The sequence below is a fragment of the Acidovorax sp. genome (assembly GCF_021287135.1).
Lineage (GTDB): Bacteria > Pseudomonadota > Gammaproteobacteria > Burkholderiales > Burkholderiaceae_C > Acidovorax.
The window spans coordinates 329,623-346,560 of sequence record NZ_JAJTBB010000085.1 but is presented as its reverse complement, the minus strand read 5'-3'; the positions used below and the strand labels follow the sequence as shown (position 1 = coordinate 346,560).

General features: G+C 69.1%; 16 protein-coding genes. 12 read left to right on the top strand and 4 right to left on the bottom strand.

Annotated features, from left to right (window positions below; all coding sequences use genetic code 11):
• Nucleotides 1-93: 93 nt before the first annotated feature.
• On the bottom strand, nucleotides 94-780 hold the full coding sequence (gene lolD, locus LWW96_RS21195) for a lipoprotein-releasing ABC transporter ATP-binding protein LolD (protein WP_291489841.1): 687 nt from the start codon (nucleotides 778-780) through the stop codon (nucleotides 94-96).
• 155 nt (nucleotides 781-935) lie between these two features.
• Complete coding sequence (locus LWW96_RS21190) at nucleotides 936-2,189, bottom strand: lipoprotein-releasing ABC transporter permease subunit (RefSeq protein WP_291489840.1); 1,254 nt, start codon at nucleotides 2,187-2,189, stop codon at nucleotides 936-938.
• A 77-nt stretch (nucleotides 2,190-2,266) separates the two neighbouring features.
• Between LWW96_RS21190 and LWW96_RS21185 the strand changes: the two genes are divergently transcribed.
• From LWW96_RS21185 to LWW96_RS21170, 4 genes are all read left to right on the top strand, one after another.
• Nucleotides 2,267-3,226: a phosphoglycerate mutase gene (locus tag LWW96_RS21185; protein ID WP_291489839.1), complete on the top strand. Its 960-nt coding sequence runs from the start codon at nucleotides 2,267-2,269 to the stop codon at nucleotides 3,224-3,226.
• Nucleotides 3,223-4,938: a single-stranded-DNA-specific exonuclease RecJ gene (gene recJ / locus LWW96_RS21180; protein ID WP_291489838.1), complete on the top strand. Its 1,716-nt coding sequence runs from the start codon at nucleotides 3,223-3,225 to the stop codon at nucleotides 4,936-4,938. Before LWW96_RS21185 ends, recJ begins: the two co-directional genes overlap by 4 nt.
• Nucleotides 4,939-5,178: 240 nt before the next feature.
• Entirely contained in the window at nucleotides 5,179-5,412 is a 234-nt protein-coding gene (gene vapB / locus LWW96_RS21175; protein WP_291489837.1) for a type II toxin-antitoxin system VapB family antitoxin, read from the top strand.
• Nucleotides 5,409-5,810 (top strand): type II toxin-antitoxin system VapC family toxin, encoded by a 402-nt coding sequence (locus LWW96_RS21170; protein ID WP_291489836.1) that lies wholly within the window; start codon nucleotides 5,409-5,411, stop codon nucleotides 5,808-5,810. Before vapB ends, LWW96_RS21170 begins: the two co-directional genes overlap by 4 nt.
• A 55-nt stretch (nucleotides 5,811-5,865) precedes the next feature.
• Here LWW96_RS21170 and LWW96_RS21165 read toward each other — a convergent pair whose 3' ends face one another.
• Nucleotides 5,866-7,653 (bottom strand): methyl-accepting chemotaxis protein, encoded by a 1,788-nt coding sequence (locus tag LWW96_RS21165; RefSeq protein WP_291489835.1) that lies wholly within the window; start codon nucleotides 7,651-7,653, stop codon nucleotides 5,866-5,868.
• A 145-nt stretch (nucleotides 7,654-7,798) separates the two neighbouring features.
• On the opposite strand from LWW96_RS21165, the gene LWW96_RS21160 reads away from it, so the two are divergent.
• Nucleotides 7,799-8,662: a 3',5'-nucleoside bisphosphate phosphatase gene (locus LWW96_RS21160; RefSeq protein WP_291489834.1), complete on the top strand. Its 864-nt coding sequence runs from the start codon at nucleotides 7,799-7,801 to the stop codon at nucleotides 8,660-8,662.
• Nucleotides 8,663-8,695: 33 nt separating this feature from the next.
• Nucleotides 8,696-9,331, top strand: coding sequence for an L-threonylcarbamoyladenylate synthase (locus LWW96_RS21155; RefSeq protein ID WP_291489833.1), 636 nt, complete (start codon nucleotides 8,696-8,698; stop codon nucleotides 9,329-9,331).
• Here LWW96_RS21155 and LWW96_RS21150 read toward each other — a convergent pair.
• Nucleotides 9,328-10,494: a methyl-accepting chemotaxis protein gene (locus LWW96_RS21150; RefSeq protein WP_291489832.1), complete on the bottom strand. Its 1,167-nt coding sequence runs from the start codon at nucleotides 10,492-10,494 to the stop codon at nucleotides 9,328-9,330. The genes LWW96_RS21155 and LWW96_RS21150 overlap by 4 nt on opposite strands.
• Before the next feature lie 227 nt (nucleotides 10,495-10,721).
• Here LWW96_RS21150 and LWW96_RS21145 point away from each other — a divergent pair, with 227 nt between their 5' ends.
• From LWW96_RS21145 to LWW96_RS21120, 6 genes are all read left to right on the top strand, one after another.
• Entirely contained in the window at nucleotides 10,722-11,390 is a 669-nt protein-coding gene (locus LWW96_RS21145) for a site-2 protease family protein (RefSeq protein WP_291489831.1), read from the top strand.
• Between the two features lie 52 nt (nucleotides 11,391-11,442).
• Nucleotides 11,443-12,744 carry a tryptophan--tRNA ligase gene (locus LWW96_RS21140; protein WP_291489830.1) on the top strand — a complete coding sequence of 434 codons (1,302 nt, stop codon included), beginning with the start codon at nucleotides 11,443-11,445 and terminating at the stop codon, nucleotides 12,742-12,744.
• A 177-nt stretch (nucleotides 12,745-12,921) separates the two neighbouring features.
• Nucleotides 12,922-13,191, top strand: a complete 270-nt coding sequence (locus LWW96_RS21135; protein ID WP_291489829.1) for a hypothetical protein — start codon at nucleotides 12,922-12,924, stop codon at nucleotides 13,189-13,191.
• A gap of 163 nt (nucleotides 13,192-13,354) precedes the next feature.
• The gene (locus tag LWW96_RS21130) at nucleotides 13,355-14,254 is read left to right on the top strand and encodes a formylglycine-generating enzyme family protein (protein WP_291489879.1); all 900 of its coding nucleotides are present in this window, start codon (nucleotides 13,355-13,357) and stop codon (nucleotides 14,252-14,254) included.
• A gap of 112 nt (nucleotides 14,255-14,366) precedes the next feature.
• Nucleotides 14,367-15,065: a response regulator transcription factor gene (locus tag LWW96_RS21125; protein WP_291489828.1), complete on the top strand. Its 699-nt coding sequence runs from the start codon at nucleotides 14,367-14,369 to the stop codon at nucleotides 15,063-15,065.
• Nucleotides 15,066-15,153: 88 nt separating this feature from the next.
• The gene (locus LWW96_RS21120) at nucleotides 15,154-16,884 is read left to right on the top strand and encodes a FecR domain-containing protein (RefSeq protein WP_291489827.1); all 1,731 of its coding nucleotides are present in this window, start codon (nucleotides 15,154-15,156) and stop codon (nucleotides 16,882-16,884) included.
• Nucleotides 16,885-16,938 lie beyond the last annotated feature (54 nt).

The following is a 16,938-nucleotide window of genomic DNA, read 5'->3' as shown; positions in this document are numbered from 1 at the left end:
TTGGCCTCCAGCGCTTGATGGACAAGCGCTGGCAGCTATATTTTTAATAGCAATTCAAAACCCACCGCGCTGCGCGGCATGCGCCCGCCGCTGCTACCCCAGCACTCCAGACACCAGCCGCAGCACCCGGTCGCAGCGCGCCGCGAGCGACTCGTCGTGCGTCACCATCACGAACGCCGTGCCCTGGCTGCGCGCCAGCTCCAGCATCAGCGCGAACACCGTGTCGGCGGTGCTGCGGTCCAGGTTGCCGGTGGGCTCGTCGGCCAGCACGCAGGCCGGCCGCGTCACCAGTGCACGGGCGATGGCCACGCGCTGGCGTTCGCCGCCCGACAGCTCGGCGGGCCGGTGCTGCAAGCGCTCCTGAAGCCCCACCGACGCCAGCACCCGCTCGGCCTCGGCATGGCATTGCGCCAGCGGCAGGCGGCGGATGCGCAGGGGCATCGCCACGTTGTCCAGCGCGCTGAATTCGGGCAGCAGGTGGTGGAACTGGTAGATGAAGCCCAGGTGCTGGTTGCGCAGCTGGCCTTGGCGCTCGGCCGACAGCGAGGACATCTCTTCGCCCTTGAGGCGCACGGTGCCTGCCGTGGGCGCGTCCAGCCCGCCCAGCAAATGCAGCAGCGTGCTCTTGCCCGAACCCGATGCACCGACGATGGCCAGCGTTTCGCCCGCGTGGATCTGCAGGTCCACGCCTTTGAGCACGGTCACATCCAGGCGGCCTTCGGTGAAACGTTTGGTGAGGCTCTTGGCCTCCAGCACCACGGCGTTTTTTACAACGTTCATCTCAGTAATCCATGGCATGAAACTGGCGCTCGTTATGCCAGGGCAGCCGCGCAAGGGCCGCCCCGCCGCGCTGGCTGCGTCCCCCTGCCCGCATTGCGCAGCAATGCGAGAGCGGGGGGATGACGCGAAGCGTCTCAGGGGGGTGTTTGCGTTTCTCATTCATAGCGCAGCGCCTCCGCGGGGTTTACACGGCTGGCGCGCCAGCTGGGGTACAGGGTGGCCACAAAGGCCAGCACCAGGGAGATGACGCCAATGGGCACGATGTCGCTGCTTTGCGGCTCACTGGGCATCTTGCTGATGAGGTAGATGTCCTTGGGCAGGAAGTCGGCATGGAGCGCCCGCTCGATGGCCGGCACGATCACGTCGATGTTGAACGCGATCCCCAGGCCCAGCAGCAGGCCCACGGCCGTGCCGATGACGCCCACCATGGCGCCCTGCACCACGAAGATGCCCATGATGCTCTTGGGGCTGGCACCCAGCGTGCGCAGGATGGCGATGTCGGCGCGCTTGTCGGTCACCGTCATCACCAGCGTGGACACCAGGTTGAACGCAGCCACCGCCACGATGAGCGTGAGGATGATGAACATCATGCGTTTTTCCACCTGCACGGCGGCGAACCAGGTGCGGTTCTGCTGCGTCCAGTCGCGGATCAGCAGGTTGCCGCTGAGCGTCTGGGCCAGCTGCTGCGCCACCTCGCGGGCCTGGTGCAGGTCCTTGAGCTTCAGGCGCACGCCCGTGGGGCCTTCCAGGCGGAAGATGCGCTGCGCGTCCTCGTGGTGCAGCAGCACCAGGGCCGAGTCGTATTCATAGTGGCCCGAGTTGAACAGGCCCGCCACCGTCATCTGCTTGAGGCGCGGCACCACGCCGGCCGGCGTGACCTGGCCGGCCGGTGCGATCAGCGTCACCACGTCGCCCACGCGCACGCCCAGCATGCGCGCCAGTTCGCTGCCCAGCACCACGCGAAACTCGCCCGGCACCAGCTGCTGCAGCACCTGCCCGTTGGTCGCGGCCAGGTCGGTCACCGCGCCCTCCAGCGCCGGGTCGATGCCGCGCACCAGCGCGCCCTTCATGTCCTCGCCGCGCGCCAGCAGCGCCTGCGCCGCCACAAAGGGGGCGGCACCCACCACGTTGGGGTTCTGCTTCGCTTCCGCCAGCGTGCGGGCCGGGTCGGGCAGGGCCGCGCCCTGGGGCGCAAAGATCTCGATGTGCGAGACCACGCTGAGCATGCGGTCGCGCACTTCCTTTTGAAAGCCGTTCATCACGCTCAGCACGATGATGAGCGCTGCCACCCCGAGCGCAATGCCCAGCATGGACACGCCCGAGATGAACGAGATGAAGCCGTTGCGCCGCGTGGCGCGGCCCGCGCGTGTGTAGCGCCAGCCCAGGGCCAGTTCGTAGGGGATTTGCATGAATCAGACAGGAAGGCCCGGCAGGCGGGATGCCTGGCTCGGAGCGGGCAGATTGTGGCATCCCGGACAATAGGCCCATGTCAGACACCCACCATTTGCTCATCCCCCATGCGGCCAGTGCCGCCGAGGGATGCCAGCAAGCCCTGCAGGGCCTGGCCCTGCCCCACCTGGACCGGCTGCTGGCCCGGCTCAGCCCCCACCCCGCGGCCAGCGACAGCGCCGAGGAAACCAGCTTCTCCACGCCCCACGAGCGCGCCCTGGCCCGCGCGCTGGGCCTGCCGGCCCAGGACGGCCGCACGCCCTGGGCCGCCTGGCACCGCCACCTGCAAGGCAACCCCGCCGACGGCCAGGCCTGGGCCTTTGTCACGCCCTGCCAGTGGCAGGTGAGCACCGACCACGTGACCCTGCGCGACCCGGCGCAGCTGGGGCTGGACGAGGCGGCCTCGCGCGCGCTGCTGGCCATCGTGGCGCCCTGGTTTGCCGAGGACGGCATCGCCCTGCACTACGACGAGCCCACCCGCTGGCTGGCCAGCGGCCCGCTGTTTGCCGACCTGGCCACCGCCTCGCTGGAACGCGTGCTGCTGCGCGACGTGCGCGCCTGGATGCCCGACGCGAAACAGGCCCGCACCCTGCACCGCCTGCACAGCGAGATGCAGATGCTGCTGTACACGCATGCCTTCAACGACGAGCGCACGGCGCGCGGCCTGCCGCTGGTCAACTCGTTCTGGGTGCACGGCACGGGCGCGCTGCCGCAGCCGGCCCCCGCCCCCGCCGCCACGCCCCCCCACATGCCCGCCACGCTGCGCGACGCCGCCCTGCGGGAGGACTGGCGCGCCTGGGCCCAGGCCTGGGCGGCGCTGGACGCCGGCCCCGTGGCCGACCTGCTGCGCCAGGCCGAAGCCGGCGCGCCCGTGCAGCTGACGCTGTGCGGCGAGCGCGGCGCGGCGGCTTTCCACAGCGCGCCGCGCTCGCTGGCCCAGCGTTTTCAAAGCCTTTTCAGGCCCCAGCGCTTTATGGACGTGCGCAATCAGCTATGAAAATAATAGCAAGAGACATCCCCCCCCGCGCCGCCTGGGCGCTGGAGCAGGCTGGCATCCACCCGCTGCTGGCGCGGCTGTACGCCGCGCGCGGCGTGCTGGCCAAAGACGAGCTGGACGACGGCCTGGGCCGCCTGCTGCCCCCTTCGGGCCTCAAGGGCATCGACACCGCCGCCCGCCTGCTGGCCGACGCCATGGCCCAGAACCAGCGCCTGGTCATCGTGGCCGACTACGACTGCGCTGGCGCCACCGCCTGCGCCGTGGGCGTGCGCGGCCTGCGGCTGCTGGGTGCGCAGCAGGTGGACTACCTGGTGCCCGACCGCGTGACCGACGGCTACGGCCTCACGCCCCCGATTGCCCGGCGCGTGAAGGAGCGCGGCGCCGACGTGCTCGTCACCGTGGACAACGGCATCGCCAGCGTCGAGGGCGTGGCCGAGGCCAAGGCCCTGGGCCTCACCGTCGTCGTCACCGACCACCACCTGCCCGGCCCCGCGCTGCCGGCCGCCGACGCCATCGTCAACCCCAACCAGCCCGGCTGCACCTTCGAGAGCAAGTCCATGGCCGGGGTGGGCGTGATGTTCTATGTGCTGCTGGCGTTGCGGGCGGAGCTGCGCGCGCGGGGAATCTTTGACGCCACCACCCAGCCCAAGCTGGACCCGCTGCTCCCCTTGGTGGCCCTGGGCACCGTAGCCGATGTGGTCAAGCTCGACACCAACAACCGCCGCCTGGTGGCCCAGGGCCTGAAGCGCATTCGCGCAGGCCAGATGCCGGCGGGTGTGGCCGCGCTCTTTCACGCCGCAGGCCGCAAGGCGCCGGCTGCCACCACCTTCGACTTCGGCTTTGCCCTGGGCCCGCGCATCAACGCGGCCGGCCGCCTGGCCGACATGACGCTGGGCATCGAATGCCTGCTGACCGACGAAGCGGCCCGCGCCGCCGAGCTGGCCGCCACGCTGGACGGCATCAACCGCGAGCGCCGCGAGATCGAGGGCGGCATGCGCGAGCAGGCCATGCTGATGGCCGAGAGCCTGTTTGACGAGAGCGAGGAACCGCCGCCCGCCATCAGCGTGTTCGACCCCGACTTCCACGAAGGCGTGGTGGGCATCGTCGCCAGCCGCATCAAGGACAAGCTGCACCGCCCCACGTTCGTGTTCGCGGCCAGCAGCGCGCCGGGCAAGGAGCACGAGCTCAAGGGCTCGGGCCGCTCCATCCCCGGGTTTCACCTGCGCGACGCGCTGGACCTGGTGGCCAAGCGCCACCCGGGCGTGATCCTCAAGTTTGGCGGCCACGCCATGGCCGCAGGCTGCACCGTGGCCGAGGAGTCGTTCCACGTGTTCGAGCAGGCCTTCTCGCAAGTGGCGCAGGAGTGGCTGGACGCCGCCACCCTCACCCGCCGCATCGAGACCGACGGCCCACTGGCCCCCGAGCACGTGCGCGCCGACATCGTGGACCTGCTGCACCGCGAGGTCTGGGGCCAGGGCTTCGCGCCGCCCACCTTCAGCGAAGAGGTGCAGGTGCTCAGCCAGCGCCTGGTGGGCGAGGCCAAGAACCACCTGTCCATCAAGATCATCCACCAGGGCAACCCGGTGGACGCGATCTGGTTCGGCCGCACCGAGCCCCTGCCCGCGCGGGTGGTGCTGGCCTTCCGGCTGGACGTGAACGAATGGAAGGGCGAGCGGCGGGTGCAGTTTCTGGTGGAGGGGGCGCAGGTCTAGCGCGCCTTCCACCCGTTCGGGCTGAGCCTGTCGAAGCCAGGGCACTTTTATCGCCCACTCCGGTAGGCTCCAAGCCAATCCCCCAACATCTACGTATCAAGACCAATTCGCCTCTACCGCTGAGGGGTCTAGCGCAAGCAGCTATCCAAACAATAGCAACCCAACAACCCCTGCCTCCACGCTGGACAAAACCATCAGTCGGTAGCTACCATTGATAGCCACCAACTCAGGAGCCCCGCCATGGACACCGCACGCCTCTTTCAATCCGGCCGCAGCCAAGCCGTGCGGCTGCCCAAGGAATACCGCTTTGCTGGCACCGAAGTCGTCGTGAAGCACTTTGGCAACGGCGTACTGCTGCTGCCCGCAGACGACCCCTGGCAGACGCTGCAAGCCGGGCTCGACGCCTTTGAACCCGGCTTCACCCTCACCCGCGAGCAGCCCGATGAGCAACAGCGTGCAGAGATCCACCCATGATCCTGCTCGACACCAACATCTGCATCTACATCATCAACGCCAAGCCCCCCGCCGTGCTGGCGCGCTTCCAGCAATACCGCATGGGGGACATCGGAGTGTGCAGCGTGGTGGCGGCCGAGCTGGCCTACGGCGTGGCCAAAAGCGGGTCCATCCGCAACCGCCAGGCGCTGGAGATGTTTCTGGCCCCGCTCACTATCCTGCCGTTTGACGACGCCGCAGCCTGGGCGTACGGCGACCTGCGCGCCCAGCTGGAGCAGCGTGGCACCCCCATTGGCGCGCTGGACACCATGATCGCCGCCCACGCACTGAGCCAGCAGGCCATGCTGGTCACCAACAACACCCGCGAATTTGCCAGGGTGCCCGGCCTGCAGTGGGACAACTGGGCCGCAGCCGACTGATTTTCCACCTCATCGGGCCCCAGCGCTTACGCAGCAAGCGCCGGCAGCTATCAATTTAGAAGCTTTCCCAATCCTCATCCTGGCCGGCCCCCGGGGCCGCAGTGCGGGCAGCAGGCTTGGCGGCCGCGGGTGCTGCCGGCGCAGGTGAAGGTGTGGAGGCGGATGCCGCGGGGCGGGACGCTGCCGCCAGCCGCGCCGTAGCCGCTGCGGGCGCCGGGCTGGCCACCCTGGCGGCCGGACGCGGGCTGGGGGCCGGTGCCGACCGGCGGGGCGCGGCGGGCGCGCGGGCCGTCGCCACGGCGCCCACGTTGAACACGGCCACCACCTCGGCCAGGCGCTGGGCCTGGTCGCGCATCGATGCGGCGGCGGCGGTGGATTCCTCCACCAGCGCGGCGTTCTGCTGGGTCATCTGGTCCAGGTGCGTGACGGCCTGGTTCACCTGGGCGATGCCGTCGCGCTGCTCGGTGGACGACGCGGTGATCTCGCCGATCAGGTCGCTCACGCGCTGCACGCTGGCCACGATCTCCTGCATGCTCTGGCCGGCCTGGGCCACCTGGGCCGAGCCGACCTCGACGTTCTCCACCGACTTGCCGATCAGCGCCTTGATCTCCTTGGCGGCTTCGGCGCTGCGCTGGGCCAGGCTGCGCACCTCGCTGGCCACCACGGCAAAGCCGCGGCCCTGCTCGCCGGCCCGCGCGGCCTCCACGGCGGCGTTCAGCGCCAGGATGTTGGTCTGGAAGGCGATGCCATCGATCACGCCGATGATGTCGTTGATCTTGCGCGAGCTGTCGGTGATCTGCTGCATGCTGGTGACCACCTGGCCCACCACTTCGCCGCCGCGGGCCGCGGCCTGGGCCGCCGAGCCGGCCAGCTGGTTGGCCTGGCGGGCCGTGTCGGCCGACTGGCTGACGGTGGCGGTGAGCTCTTCCATGCTGGCGGCGGTTTCCTCCAGGTTGGAGGCCGTCTGCTCCGTGCGGGCCGACAGGTCCTGGTTGCCGTTGGCAATCTCGATGGAGGCGGCCGACACCGATTCCACCCCGGTGCGCACCTCGCTGACCACGCCGCGCAAGCGCGCCGCCATGGCCGACAGCGAGCGCAGCATGTGGCCGAACTCGTCCTGGCGGGCCGACTGCAGCTCGCGCGTGAGGTCGCCGCCCGCAATCGCGTCCAGCGTCTGCACAGCCCGGTTCAGCGGGTCGGTGATGGAGTGCACCAGCTTGCGCGCCAGCAGCAGGATCACCACCACCACGGCGGCGGACACCACCAGCCCCTGCAGGGCGTAGGACACGCGCCGTTCGGCCGCCTCGGCGCGGATGGCGTCCCGGCGGTTTTGCAGCATGAGCACGAACTCGTCCTGCGCCTTGAGGTAGCTGGCTACCAGCGGGGTGAGCTCGTTGTCGGCATAGCGCTGTGTCTCCACGGCGTCGCCCGCGCCCTTGAGCTCCCAGGTCTTGGCCGTGGCGGCCAGCACGCGCTTGCGCTCGTCCTGGACCTTGGCCAGGGCTGCCTTTTCCTCAGGTGCGGTGGCCGAGGCCACGATGCGCTCCTGGATCTTGTTGATGTTGCCGATGATTTCCTTGACCTTGGCGTCGTACTGCTGGGCCAGCACGGCATCGGTGGTCACGGCGCCGCCCATGACCATGGTGACGGCGGTTTCGGTGGCTCCGCGCCAGCGGATGGCGGCGGAGATGCGCTCTTCGATCTCCACCACCGTGTCCATGGCTTGCGACATGGATTGGTTGGCCCGGTACTGCTGGAAGCTGGAGATCAGCAGCATGGCCAGCATGAGCATGAGGAAAGCGCCCCAGAGCTTGCGCGAGACACGGATGTTGTCGAGTTGCATAAAAAGTCTTTCTTCCAACCCGCTGGACAACGGGCTTGTCTGGAATTCAGTTTACATGCGCTTACATCATTGACAAGCACTAACTTGTCCGGCAGGCATCCTCGCCCGACCGGCGGTGCCAGGGACAAACCCGTAGAATGAATCAGTGACTTACCTCAATGCCGACCTGCACTGCCATTCCCGGGTGTCCGACGGGACCTTGTCGCCCGAGGACTTGGCGGCCCGCGCCAAGGCCAACGGCGTGGAGCTGTGGGCGCTGACCGACCATGACGAGGTAGGCGGCCAGCACCGCGCACTGGCCGCAGCCCGGGCCCAAGGCATGGCCTACCTCACCGGCACCGAAATTTCCGTCACTTTCGCCGACACCACGGTGCACATCGTGGGCCTGGGGTTCGACCCCGACGACGCGCAGCTGGCCCGGGGGCTGGCGGCCACCCGCGGCGGCCGTGCCGAGCGCGCCCAGGAAATGGCCGCCCAGCTGGCGCAGGTAGGCATCCGCAATGCGTTCGAGGGCGCGCTGAAGTTCGTGGGCAACCCCGACCTCATCTCGCGCACCCATTTCGCGCGCTACCTGGTGGAAACCGGGGTGTGCAAGGACACGGCCGAGGTGTTCCGCCGCTTCCTGACCGAAGGCAAGCCGGGCTACGTGCCGCACCGCTGGGCCACGCTGGGAGACGCCGTGCGCTGGATCACCGAAGCTGGCGGCCTGGCTGTGATAGCGCACCCCGCGCGCTACCGCTTTACCGCCACCGAGGAATACGCGCTGTTCTCCGAATTCAAGCAGCACGGCGGGCGCGGCGTGGAAGTCGTCACGGGCAGCCACACCGCAGCCGAATACGTCACCTATGCCGACATGGCGCAGGAGTTCGGCCTGGCCGCATCGCGCGGCAGCGACTTCCACAGCCCCGACGAATCGCACACCGACCTGGGCACGCTGCCCCCGCTGCCGGGCGCGCTGACGCCCGTGTGGGAATTGCTGGCCCACCGCATCCAGCGGCCCGCCGCCTGAAGCCGCGCGCCGCACCGACCCGCACCGCACCCCATGGCCCAGTACTTCGAAGTCCACCCCGACAACCCGCAACCGCGTCTGCTCAAGCAAGGCGCCACGCTGCTGCAAAAAGGCGGCATCCTGGCCGTGCCCACGGACTCGAGCTACGCGCTGGTCTGCCAGCTGGACGACAAGGACGCGGCGGACCGCCTGCGCCGCATCCGCCAGGTGGACGAAAAGCACCACCTCACGCTGCTGTGCCGCGACCTGTCGGAGCTGGCCAACTACGCCCGCGTGGACAACCGCCAGTACCGCCTGCTCAAGCAGGCCACGCCCGGGCCTTACACCTTCATCCTGGAGGCCACCAAGGAAGTGCCCCGCCGGGTGAGCCACCCCTCGCGCAAAACCATCGGCCTGCGCGTGCCCGACCGCAAGGGCCTGCAGCTGCTGCTGGAACTGCACGGCGCCCCGCTGCTGGCCACCACGCTGATCCCCGCGGGCGAGACCGAGCCGCTGAACGACCCCGAGGAGATCCGCGCGCGCTACGAAAAGGTGCTGGAAGCCATCGTGGACGCGGGCGCGTGCCCGCAGGAGCCCACCACCGTCGTGGACCTCACGCCCATGGGCACCGGCGGCGACCCGGTGGTCGTGCGCGAAGGCCGCGGCAGCCTGCAGGCGCTGGGGCTTTAGAGCCGGAACGCCCCCACCGCCTGCTCCAGCCCCCGGGCCTGCATGCTCAGCGAGGCCGCGGTGTCCACGGCGCGCTGCACCAGCGCCGCCGTCTCCTGGGTGGTGCCATCCATGTGGGACACGGCGCCGTTCACGTGGCCAATGGCCTCGCTCTGCTCGTGCAACGCGATGGAGATCTCTCCCAGCAGCGCGCTCACCTGGCCCACGGCGGTGACGATCTCGGCCATGGTGGAGCCGGCCTGGCCCACCTGGCCCGCGCCGCTCTCCACCTGCTCGACCGAGGCACTGATCAGCGCCTTGATTTCGCGCGCCGCCACGGCACTGCGCTGGGCCAGGCTGCGCACCTCGCTCGCCACCACGGCAAAGCCCCGGCCCTGCTCCCCCGCTCGGGCGGCCTCGACGGCAGCGTTCAGCGCCAGGATGTTGGTCTGGAACGCGATGCCTTCGATGACCTGGATGATGTCCACGATCTTGCGCGAGCTGCCGCTGATGGCCTGCATGGTGTGCACGACATCGCCCACCACGGCGCCGCCCTGCTCGGCGATGGCCGAGGCCTTGACCGCCAGGCCGCTGGCGGAACGCGCGCGTTCGGCGTTCTGGCGCACCGTCGCCGTGAGCTGCTCCATGCTGGCCGCGGTCTGCGTGAGGGAGGTGACCTGGTCTTCGGCGCGCCGGGAGAGGTCGGTGTTGCCCTGCTCAATGTCTGCCACCGAGGCGGTCACCGCGTCGGTGTCCTGCTTGATGCGCGTGACCAGGTCGGTCAGCGTGTCTTCCATGGTGCCCAGGGCCTGCAGCAGGCGGCCGAAATCGCCCCCAAGCTCCGACTCGAATTCCTGGCTCAGGTCGCCCGATGCCACCGTCTCCGCAATCAGGATGGCCTGGTTGAGCGGCACCACGATGCTCTTGCGCAGCACGAAGACGGCCGCCAGCGCCAGCACCAGCGCCAGCACCAGCGCCACGCCGCTGCAGCCGATGACCCACGCGCGCGTGCTGTGCAGGTGCGCCAGCGCCGCCTGCGCCTGGGCCGAGGCCGCGCCGCCGCGCAGGGCCTGCTCGGCCTCGCCAATCCCGGACAGCGCCGTGCCCGCCAGCCACAGGACCAGCAAGGCCATGCCCCCAAAAGCCAGCGCCAGGCGCGTTCCGATCTTCAGATGGTTCAGCATGTGGGGGGAGTCTCCGTAGGTGTGTGATCTTGTCGTGGCCGCCCCGCCGGGGCGGCTGGCGCACCGGATGCGCCCGCACGATGCTAGCAACGATTGCCCGGCCGCGGCGTGCCCGGGTGTACGTACTACCCCCAATCGCCCCCCCGGTGCTGGTTGACAATTCTCAGCGGGGGGCCGGCCACGGACGCCGACCGCGGAGCGTGCGCGCGGTCTGAGACAATCGGCGGGTGGACCTTGCCAACCTTATCCAAACCGTTCTGATCTACGCCCTGCCGGTGCTGTTTGCCATCACCGTGCACGAGGCCGCCCATGGCTATGCCGCGCGCCACTTTGGCGACAACACGGCCTACATGATGGGGCGCGTCACCCTCAACCCGATCAAGCACATTGATCCGGTGGGCACCATCCTGATGCCGCTGCTGCTGTACTTCGCTACGTCGGGCGCCTTCCTGTTCGGCTACGCCAAGCCGGTGCCGGTCAATTTCAGCAACCTGCGCAACCCCAAGCAGCACATGGTCTGGGTGGCGCTGGCCGGCCCGGCGTCCAACTTCTTCCAGGCCGTGGTCTGGGCGGTGCTGCTGGTGGCCCTGGTGGGGCTGGGCGTGGACGAACGCTTTTTCATCGAGATGGCGCGCGCCGGCGTGCTGGTCAACCTGGTCATGTGGGCGTTCAACCTGTTTCCGCTGCCGCCGCTGGACGGCGGGCGCATCCTGGTGGGCCTGCTGCCCTGGCGCCAGGCGCACATGGTGTCGCGCATCGAGCCCTGGGGCTTTTTCATCGTCATGGGCCTGGTCATCGCCGGGGTGGTGGGCACCTTGTGGCTGCGCCCGCTGATGTCGCTGGGCTACAGCGCCATCAACCTGCTGCTCACCCCGCTCACGGCCCTGATCCGCTGAGCGCGCCACGGGCGCTTCTCTCCCTTCTTCGTTCCTCCGCAGTTTTCGTTCCATGAGCACCACGCGCTACCTCACCGGCATCACTACCACGGGCACGCCCCACCTGGGCAACTTTGTGGGCTCCATCCGCCCCTCGGTGGCGGCCAGCCTCACGTCTGGCGTGCAGAGCTTTTACTTCCTGGCCGACTACCACGCGCTCATCAAGTGCGAGGACCCAGCGCGCATCCAGCGCTCCACGCTGGAGATCGCGGCCAGCTGGCTGGCGGCCGGGCTGAACCCCGAGCACGTCACCTTCTACCGCCAGTCCGACATCCCCGAAATCCCCGAACTGACCTGGCTGCTGACCTGCGTGACCGGCAAGGGCCTGCTCAACCGCGCCCACGCCTACAAGGCCAGCATGGACAAAAACACCGCCGCCGGCCGCGAGCAGGATGACGGCGTGACGGCAGGCCTGTTCATGTACCCCGTGCTGATGGCCGCCGACATCCTGATGTTCAAGGCCCACAAGGTGCCCGTGGGGCGCGACCAGGTGCAGCACATCGAGATGGCGCGCGACATGGGCGCCAGCTTCAACCACCTGTACGGCGAGCACTTCGTGCTGCCCGAAGCCGCCATCGACGAGCACGTGGCCACGCTGCCCGGGCTGGACGGGCGCAAGATGAGCAAGAGCTACGACAACACCATCCCGCTCTTCAGCTCGCGCGAGCAGCTCAAGAAGCTCATTGGCTCCATCCTGACCGACTCGCGCGCGCCCGGCGAACCGAAGGAGACCGAGGGCTCGGCGCTGTTCCAGATCTACCAGGCCTTTGCCACGCCCGGCGAGACCGAAGCGCTGCGCAAGGCGTATGCCGACGGCATTGCCTGGGGCGACGCGAAGCAGGTGCTGTTCGAGCGCGTGGACCAGGTCATTGCCCCCATGCGCGCGCACTACGAGGAGCTGATGGCCCACCCGGCGCGCATCGAAGCCACGCTGCTGGCCGGCGCGGAACGCGCCCGCGCGCTGGCCACGCCGTTCATCCGCGAACTGCGCGCCGCCGTGGGCCTGCGCAGCCTGGCCCAGGCCGCCGCGCCGCAAAAGGCGGCCAAGGCAGCCAAGGCGGCGCTGCCTTCGTTCAAGCAGTACCGCGAGGCGGATGGCAAGTTTTACTTCAAGCTGGTGGACGCCGAGGGCCGCCTGCTGTTGCAAAGCGCGGGCTTCGATGCGCCCAAGGAAGCAGGCCAGGCCATCGCCCAGCTGCAGAAGGCCCCCCAGGCGCTGCAAGACCTCGCCCCGCGGCTGGTCCCGGTGGAGGGCGTAGCGCCCGCCGACGTGGCCGCCGCGTTGCAGGCCCTGGCCGACGCTGCTGCCGCGTAGTCCCCGGCGCCGCAGCCGGGCACCAGCAAGCGGCCAAGCGCCGCCCAACAGTCATTTTTTGATAGCAGCCAGCGCTTATCCATCAAGCGCTAGGGGCCAAAATGGCTAAAAGTCCATCCTCCGGTTGCCAACGCACGGGCTGCGCATACACTGGCCTCCCGCACCCTGGAGGCTCCGATGAAACTCATGCCTGCTGCCCTTGTCTGCGCGGCCGCCCTGCTGGCCGGCTGTGACAGCGCCACCCTGCCCCACCACCCTTCCGGCCCCATGGCGTCCGGCCGCGACCGGACATTCAGCGTCCCTGTGTACGGGCCGGACACCTCGCCCGCCTATGCCGCCGCCACGCGCGAATGCCAGCGGCTCGCGTTGTTTCCCAAGCTGCTGCGCAACGACGGCTCGCGCCTCGTCTTCGAGTGTGTGAGCGAGGCCCCTGACCGGCAGCCCTGATCGCCCCTGCAGCGCTGCCATGGCTTCGCCCCGCCGCCTTTCGCTTCGCAGCGCACCGCAGGCAGCCCGATGGCTGGCCGCGGGATGGCTGCTCGCTGGCGCCGCGTCCTCCCACGGCGCCGGCCCCCCAGCCCCACCTTCCACCTGGACCAACAGCCTCGGCATGGTCTTCCAGCGCATTCCGGCAGGCCGCTTCACCATGGGCGGCGTCGAGCCGCCCGAAGCCCTGGCGCAGGCCTACCCCGGGCTGGAGTTCCGCCGTTTCACCGAACTGGCCGACGAAGGCCCGGCCCACACGGTGCAGATCACCCGGGCGTTCTACCTGGGCCGCCATGAAGTGACCGTGGGGCAGTTCCGCCGTTTTCTCGAAGCCTCGGGGTACCAGCCCGAATCGGAAGCCGACGGCACCGGCGGATACGGCTACAACCCCCAATACGATCCCTCCACCACGCAGCGCGGCGATGCCTTTGAAGGGCGCGACCCACGGTACTCCTGGCGCAACCCGGGCTTTGCGCAGGGCGACGACCACCCGGTCGTCAACATCACCTGGAACGATGCGCAGGCCCTGGCGCAATGGCTGACCCGCACCGAAGGCCACCGCTACCGCCTGCCCACCGAAGCCGAGTGGGAATACGCCTGCCGCGCCGGCACCCGCACCCGCTACCCGCACGGCGACGACCCCGGCGGCCTGCTGCGCACGGCCAACACCTTTGACCAGGAAGCCGCCCCCTTCTGGCCCCGCTGGCGCCAGCAAGCACTGCCCGGCAGCGACGGCTACGCCTTCACCGCCCCCGTGGGCAGCTACGCCCCCAACGCCTTTGGTCTGCACGACATGCTGGGCAACGCCTGGGAATGGGTATCCGACTGGCACGGAGACACCTACTACGCCCACGCTCCCCGCAAGGACCCGCAGGGCCCCGCCAGTGGCAGCGTGCGCGTGCGCCGCGGTGGGTCCTGGCACACCTGGGCGTTCTATGCCCGCTGCGGCTACCGCAACTGGAACACCCCCCAGACCCGCTACACGCTGGTGGGCATGCGGCTGGTGCGCGAAATCAGCCCCTGAACGCGACACTCCGTCAACAAATGTCAAAACGGACATGCAGTAGTCCCGCAGGACGCGGCCAATAGGCCGATATCGAAAATAATCGTCAACTGCATGTTCAAAGGAAGACACCATGCGCATCGCGGCGCTGGACGACGACGCACTCCAACTCGATCTCATCAAGCAGGCCACCGAGGCCATGGGCCATGCCTGCCACACCTACCTCCAGGGTGGCGACCTGTTGCGAGCGCTGCGCCGTGAGACCTTTGATCTGCTGATCGTGGACTGGGAACTGCCGGACATGGCAGGCCCGGAAGTGGTTCGCTGGGTGCGGCAGCACATCGGCCCGCAACTGCCGATCCTGTTCGTCACGAACCGGCAGACAGAGCGCGACATTGTCGAAGGATTGGGCAGCGGGGCGGATGACTTCATGGTCAAACCCGTGCGCATTGGCGAGCTGACGGCCCGCGTTTCGGCCCTGCTGCGCCGCGCCTACCCCGCCACGACCAGCGGCGTCCAGGAATTTGGGCGCTACCGCTTTCTTTCCGACACCCGGGCCATTGAAATCGACGGCGTCGCCGTGGAGCTGAAGAACCGCGAATACGAACTGGCCCTGTTTCTCTTCCAGAACATGGGGCGTTTGCTGTCGCGCGACCACCTCAAGGAAATCATCTGGGGCCAAGTGGGCGACGTCATGTCCCGCTCCCTGGACACCCACATCTCGCGCCTGCGCACCTTGCTGGACCTGCGGCCCTCCAACGGCTTCATCCTCTCTGCGGTGTACGGCGTGGGCTACCGTTTCGAAGCCATCGACGCTGAGCCAAAGACCTGAAAAGCCGTTCTTCCCCCACAACCCCGTCGTGCCCCCCGGGCCGGCAATGCTTCGCCCGCCGTGTGGCACGAAGGAGAATGACTTGGCAATGAACCCTGGCCGCCACCGCTGGACCTTGCGCGCCACCACCGCGCTGACACTGGCAGGCTTTGCAGCCCTGTCCTGGGCCGCGACCGATGCGCGCACCGCGCCAGAAGCCCAGCAGCGCGACGAAATCGCCCACACGGTGCAACAGGGCGACACCCTGGAAGACCTGGCCAGAACCTACCTCAACGCCCCCGCCCAGTGGCCGCTGCTCCAGGCCCGCAACAAGGTCAGCAACCCGCGCCGGCTGCAGCCAGGTACGGTGGTCTGGATTCCCGTGCGCCTGCAACCTTCGGAAACCGCGACAGTCGCGTTTGTTCAAGGGCAAGCCACCTTGCGTCCGCACGGCTCCAGTGCCCCCATGCCGGTGGTGCCCGGCGGGCGGCTGGAAGAGGGGGCCGTGCTGCAGGTCGGCCCCGACGCCTTCGTGGCCGTCAAGCTCGCCGATGGCACCGTGGTGCGGGTGCAGGCCCGCTCCGAACTGCAACTGCGGCAACTGCGCCGCCGTGGTCGCGCAGGCAGCCTGCAGTCGGTGCTGGAAATGCGCAGCGGCGCCGTGGAATCCACCATTCCCCCCAATGGCGAAACCGCTCGCCGCTTTGAACTGCGCACTCCCCGCGCGGTGACGAGCGTGCGCGGCACACGCTACAGCGTGATGGTGAACGACGCCGGACAGACCGTGGCCTCGGTGCTGGACGGTTCGGTGGCCGTTCAGCCCCGCCAGGGCGCGGCGGCCGACGGCGGCGGCGCGCTGTTGAAGCCAGGCCAGGGCATGGCCATTGCCTCCGATGGCACGCTGGGCGCCCCGCGCCCACTGCTGCCGGCACCCGACACCGGCCACCTCATCGCCATGCCGCAAGAGGCCGGCACGGTGACCATCGACCTCCCCGCGCTCGCCGGTGCGGCGGCGTACGAAGCCCAGGTCGCCTATGACGCGGACTTCACCAAGGTATTGCGCCAGGGCCGCTTTGCCGACAGCCACCTGCAGTGGCCGACGCTGGACGACGGAACCTACTACCTCGCCGTCCGCGCGCTGGACGACGCAGGAATTCCCGGTCTGCCCGGCGTGTCGAAGTTTTCCCTCAAGACGCGGCCGGTGCCCCCGCTGTACCAGCTGCCGACGCCTGGCACCGTGCTCGCCACGGGCGCGGGCGAACTGCGCTGCACGCAGGTGCCGGGGGTGAGTTGGTACCGCATCCAGGTGTCCGCCGACCCGGAGTTCGCACAGCCCGCCCTGGACGCGCAGCGGCTGACCGACTGCCACCTGTCCCTGGCTTCGCTGCCGGCAGGCCGGTATTTCTGGCGCACCGCCAGCCAGTTGCCCACCCCCGCGCCTGACGAGGTCGATCAAGGGCCGTTTGCGCAACCACAGCCTTTCACCATTGCCGACCGACCGGGCACGGTGCCACTGAAAGCCCTGCAGGCGCAGGACGGAGACGCAGCCGTGCGCGTGCACTGGCCCGCCCAGCCGGGACAGCGGTTCCGCTTGCAACTGGCCGCAGCGGCCGATCCCGCATTCGCCGACGTGCTGCACGATGCCGTGCTGGAGGCTCCGGAATGGGCAGCCAGTCACCTTGCGCCCGGCGAATACCTCGTGCGCATCCAGGTGCTGGACCCCACAGGCCTGCAGGGCGATTTTTCGCAGCCGCGCCTGATCCGGGTCGGCTCGGGAGTACGCTCGGGGGGCGGCCTGCCGGTGTCGACTTCCGATGGCCAGCCGGTCCGCCGCCCTTGAGCGGCCGACCGTTTCCACGCCCCGCCGGTTGACGCCGCGCTCCATGCCGCTGCA

Bases quoted from the DNA above. Each gene is read 5' to 3' on its own strand.
- lolD (WP_291489841.1), bottom strand. From the start codon at position 780: ATGAACGTTGTAAAAAACGCCGTGGTGCTGGAGGCCAAGAGCCTCACC.
- LWW96_RS21190 (WP_291489840.1), bottom strand. From the start codon at position 2,189: ATGCAAATCCCCTACGAACTGGCCCTGGGCTGGCGCTACACACGCGCG.
- LWW96_RS21185 (WP_291489839.1), top strand. From the start codon at position 2,267: ATGTCAGACACCCACCATTTGCTCATCCCCCATGCGGCCAGTGCCGCC.
- recJ (WP_291489838.1), top strand. From the start codon at position 3,223: ATGAAAATAATAGCAAGAGACATCCCCCCCCGCGCCGCCTGGGCGCTG.
- vapB (WP_291489837.1), top strand. From the start codon at position 5,179: ATGGACACCGCACGCCTCTTTCAATCCGGCCGCAGCCAAGCCGTGCGG.
- LWW96_RS21170 (WP_291489836.1), top strand. From the start codon at position 5,409: ATGATCCTGCTCGACACCAACATCTGCATCTACATCATCAACGCCAAG.
- LWW96_RS21165 (WP_291489835.1), bottom strand. From the start codon at position 7,653: ATGCAACTCGACAACATCCGTGTCTCGCGCAAGCTCTGGGGCGCTTTC.
- LWW96_RS21155 (WP_291489833.1), top strand. From the start codon at position 8,696: ATGGCCCAGTACTTCGAAGTCCACCCCGACAACCCGCAACCGCGTCTG.
- LWW96_RS21150 (WP_291489832.1), bottom strand. From the start codon at position 10,494: ATGCTGAACCATCTGAAGATCGGAACGCGCCTGGCGCTGGCTTTTGGG.
- LWW96_RS21140 (WP_291489830.1), top strand. From the start codon at position 11,443: ATGAGCACCACGCGCTACCTCACCGGCATCACTACCACGGGCACGCCC.
- LWW96_RS21135 (WP_291489829.1), top strand. From the start codon at position 12,922: ATGAAACTCATGCCTGCTGCCCTTGTCTGCGCGGCCGCCCTGCTGGCC.
- LWW96_RS21130 (WP_291489879.1), top strand. From the start codon at position 13,355: ATGGTCTTCCAGCGCATTCCGGCAGGCCGCTTCACCATGGGCGGCGTC.
- LWW96_RS21125 (WP_291489828.1), top strand. From the start codon at position 14,367: ATGCGCATCGCGGCGCTGGACGACGACGCACTCCAACTCGATCTCATC.
- LWW96_RS21120 (WP_291489827.1), top strand. From the start codon at position 15,154: ATGAACCCTGGCCGCCACCGCTGGACCTTGCGCGCCACCACCGCGCTG.